The organism is Vibrio sp. 10N.261.52.A1 (genome assembly GCF_002876325.1).
GTDB lineage: Bacteria > Pseudomonadota > Gammaproteobacteria > Enterobacterales > Vibrionaceae > Vibrio > Vibrio chagasii.
In genome coordinates this window covers 1-4,297 of record NZ_MCYD01000916.1, presented here as the reverse complement: position 1 = coordinate 4,297, position 4,297 = coordinate 1, and the positions used below count along the sequence as shown (strand labels likewise).

The 4,297-nt window shown below is 45.1% G+C and carries 3 protein-coding genes and 1 pseudogene; 3 read left to right on the top strand and 1 reads right to left on the bottom strand.

Translation table 11 applies throughout. The features are described from left to right. The 3 genes and pseudogenes from BCT81_RS19940 to BCT81_RS19930 form a co-directional block, all read left to right on the top strand. Positions 1–600: pseudogene (locus BCT81_RS19940) on the top strand (porin); the annotation flags it as partial. 274 nt (positions 601–874) lie between these two features. Next, complete coding sequence (locus BCT81_RS19935; protein WP_102425561.1) at positions 875–1,507, top strand: fumarylacetoacetate hydrolase family protein; 633 nt, start codon at positions 875–877, stop codon at positions 1,505–1,507. A 150-nt stretch (positions 1,508–1,657) separates the two neighbouring features. Continuing rightward, entirely contained in the window at positions 1,658–2,290 is a 633-nt protein-coding gene (locus BCT81_RS19930; RefSeq protein ID WP_061031342.1) for a LysE family translocator, read from the top strand. A gap of 104 nt (positions 2,291–2,394) precedes the next feature. Here the strand turns inward: BCT81_RS19930 and BCT81_RS19925 are convergent, their stop codons facing one another. Next, a complete protein-coding gene (locus BCT81_RS19925; RefSeq protein WP_102425560.1) occupies positions 2,395–4,101 on the bottom strand; it encodes a phospho-sugar mutase in 1,707 nt (568 codons plus the stop codon). Between the last annotated feature and the right edge of the window lie 196 nt (positions 4,102–4,297).

Below are 4,297 nucleotides of genomic sequence, written 5' to 3'. Positions count from 1 at the left end.
GGTCGTGGTGAAGAGATGGTGAGCTACTCAAACGCTCTAGATTTCGGCAATGCTGGTTCTCTTGGCGCAGCTGTTGCGTGGCAAGGTCGTAAGATTGATGGTGCAACTACATACGGTAACCGTGGTCAAGTTGCATTGAACTACGCAATTGCTGGCTTTACTGCAAACTACGCGTACAACACAGGTGACGTTGACTACGCTCTTCGTGGTTCACAAACTGCTGATTCTCACGTAGTAAGTGCAACTTACGGTTCATACGGCGCTGAAGGTCTTTACCTTGCAGGTGTATACGCAATGAACAACTACATGAATTCTGCGAAAGTAGGCTCTGCTAGCATTGTGCTAGAAGAGACAGTAGCAATCGAATTACTAGCATCTTACGCGCTTTCTAACAGCCTAAACCTAAGCGTTAACTACGAAGCGGTAGAAGACGACAAGAACAGCGAAACTGTATACAGCACTTCAGCTGTACAAGCTGAATACAACTTCACATCGCAGTTCGTAGGCTTTGCTGGCTACCAGTTCGACCTACAAGGTTCTGGCGTTTACAAAGAGAAAGCTGACGACCAATGGCTACTTGGTGCTCGTTACTACCTATAAGTCGCAGACTGATTTAGCATAGTGTTTACTCCTTAGGTTTACCTTTTAGGATACTGTCCTAGACACCATGCTAAGCCCTCTCAAACCTTTTGGTTGGAGAGGGCTTTTTTCGTTTTGAATGACCACCTCGGGATGCCCCGATTTCTTATGAACATTTCCCAATGAGCGAATTGAGCTAAAGATCAGAATTTAGAGATCAGTAGCCAGCTTGTCGAAGATTCTCTCTTTGGGATGAGGTAAACTCTGCATTCCAAAAATAGTTCAGGGATAAACTATGAGCAGCGTTGTAGATCAGGAACAGTTAATGAATTCGAAACGAACAGCGACACCGACGAAAGTGCTGTGTGTTGGGCGTAACTATGTCGATCATATCGAAGAGCTTAACAACGCGATCCCAGATGCTATGGTGGTGTTCAACAAGCCGTCTACTAGCGTAACTTCTTCTCTCTCTTATTTTCATCAAGAAGCCCTACACTATGAAGCCGAAATCTGTTTCATCGTTGAAAACGGTCAATACTCAGCGGTAGGTTTAGGGTTAGACCTGACTAAGCGTGAGTTGCAAAGTAGCTTGAAAGCAAAAGGCTTGCCTTGGGAGCGCGCTAAAGCGTTTGACGGTTCTGCCGTTCTTAGCCGCTTTGTACCCATAACAGATTTGGATCTCGAAGACTTGAATCTAGAGCTGTTTATTAACTGTGTTCGTGTTCAGAAAGGGCACGTTGAGCAGATGCTATATTCCCCACAAACAATCCTCGAAGAGCTCTCTTCTTACACGACTTTGCTGGATGGCGATGTTGTGATGACGGGCACCCCGAAAGGCGTCGGAGAAGTGCACCAAGGTGATATTTTCCTTGGCCGCCTTAAGTGTGGTGAGACAACATTGATAGAGATAGAGTGGGTCGCGAGTTAACTGTTGTTATCGGTTTAGTTAATGATTTGGGCTAATTTTATGATGTTGGTTTTTAATTCGAAATTTCAGCCCTGGTACAACTGATTGCATCTGGAAGGGCGTCAGTAATTGATATAAAATCCGCCTCCATTTTTATCAATGCTGAACCTCATGATCGATTTAACCATTCTGCCTGTTTACTTGACTGCCGTCGTCGCTCTTCTTCTTTTACCTGGTCCTGATATGTTGCTGATTGCTAGCTCAAGCATGAGTTATGGTCGTAAGGTTGGTGTTTTTGCGAGCTTAGGTAACGCGACTTCAGGGATCATTCTTACTGTTTTAGCGGCGATGGGAGTATCAGCGTTGATTGCAATGAGTCCTGTTGCCTTGAATGCCCTCCACTTATTAGGTGGTACATACTTGCTCAAAATGGGCTGGGACTGCTTGCGAACAGAGCAGGGCAACGCACCTGAACTGACTGATAATTTTGCCGCAAAGGCTTACTACCAAAGAGCGTTGATCAGTAACCTGCTCAATCCTAAAGCTCTAGTGTTTTTTGTGATGTTTTTACCTCAGTTTGTGTCGACAAATATTGAGGCTACATCGGGCGAGCAGATGTTGGTGCTCGGCTTATTACTGAATGTTTTAGGCTTAACGTTCAACTTTTTGCTGGTGGCGTTGGTAGGTACTATCGGTAAATCACTGGTAGAGAACGCTAAATTTCGCACCTATCAACAAAAAGTGATGGGTGGCGTATTTGTTGTGTTAGCGGTTTGGATGCTGTCTTCTTTCTTCACTTCATAAGTAACAATCAAACGCGATTATCCACAACCAGATGTTTAAAGAAAAATGGACGCTTAGAGCGTCCATTTTTAATTTAACTGATGCATTCTTAATGCGCTAATCCGTTAAGAGTTCAGCTCTTTCTGGTGTTGTTCGATGAGCTTATCCATATATTCTTCACCTCGCTGACGAGTGTCGTCATAGGTTTCTGTCCCCTCAAACTTAGTCACGGTTTCGTAGTAAACCTTGACCTTTGGTTCTGTGCCTGAAGGGCGGACTATAATGCGAGAACCATCTTCGAGATGATAGATGAGTACGTCGCTCGCAGGGAGGTTTATCGCCTCTGTTGCACCACCAGTAATGAAGCGTAGCGAAGAGTGAAGATCTTCAATCACAGATATCGCAATGCCATTGATTGTTTTTGGTTGTGCTGCGCGAAGTTTAGAGCCAATTGAAGGTGAATCTGGGTCCAGCGCGATGCTGCGTTGTGCATTGGTATGAACACCATGTTCAAAGGAAATCTGAGCCAGAAGATCCCACACTGTTCGACCTTGAGATTTTAGCTCCTCGACCAGTTGTGCGAAAACGACAATGGCTGACAAACCATCTTTATCGCGGACTTGAGTTCCAATCGTGTAGCCTAGCGCCTCTTCATAGGCGAATAGGAATTCATTCTGTTCATCTTCCAACTGCATGCCAATGTTAGCTAACCATTTAAACCCGGTCAGCGTTTGGAAGTAGGTAGCACCGTGAGAGTTAGCGACTTTCTCAAGCAGGGTAGACGATACGATACTGTTGCCGACCAATTGATTATTGGTGTGCGGTTTTGACAGTAAGTAATGTGCGAATAGTACGCCTACTTGGTCACCCGTTAACATTTTGTATGAGTCATCATTTGTTTTAACCGCAACTGCAAATCGGTCTGCATCTGGATCGTTGGCGCAAGCGATATCAGCATCGACACTTTTCGCCAGCTTGATCACGAGATCCATGGCCCCTTTTTCTTCTGGGTTAGGGAAGTTCACCGTTGGGAAGTGGCCATCGGGCTCTCTTTGCTCTGCAACGCTAAACACCTTGTGGAAACCTGAATCGTGGAGGAGGTCTTCTGCCATCTGCGCGCCGACGCCATGCATTGCTGTGTAAGCGATAGTGGTTTTAGCCGATTCAATGTCGTTCTTTACAAATGGGCTTTGGTTGATCGCCGCGCGATAGGTTTGATAGTAACCCTCGGTGAGCCACACTAACTTGCCTTGTGTTTCCGCATCACTAAGGCTCATCAAAGGGATAGGCTTAGTCGCTGCGGAGTTAATTTCAGCGGCAATACCAGCATCATGAGGCGGTATAATTTGTGCGCCATTTTCCCAGTATACCTTGAAGCCATTATATTCCGGTGGGTTGTGGCTAGCAGTTACCACAACGGCCGCTGCTGCGTTGAAATGCTCGATACCAAACGCAACGATAGGGGTCGCAGCCACATTCGATGTTAGATAAACCTTGATGCCCAAAGCCGTTAGTACCGAAGCGGTATCAATAGCGAATTGCTTTGAATCTAATCGGCCATCATAGCCTACAACGACACCTCTCATGGTTGCGTTTGCCACATGTTCAATTAGATAGTGACCGAGTCCAGTCGCAGTTTCTTGAATGACTAGGCGGTTCATTCTGTTTGGGCCACATCCTACTTTGCCTCGAAGACCCGCTGTTCCAAATTCTAATCGCTGCGTAAAGCGGTCTTCCAATTCGTTATGCATCCCCTCATCGATGAGGTGTTGTAGCTCTTCACGAGTTCTTGGATCTGGGTCTCTCGCTAACCAATTCATAGTATTTTGCATAATTACTGAACCTTTTAATGTCGGTATGACTTACTGTTGGGATTAATTTAAGTGATATTGATTATCATTTCCATGAGAGCAATCGTAAAACTCGATTTAAATAAACGCCAACGGCAAAGACATGTCGGCTAAGCCATTCTAAATAATTGACTATTTTGTAAGTAAACTTACCTTGAACAATTGGATATCACTAACT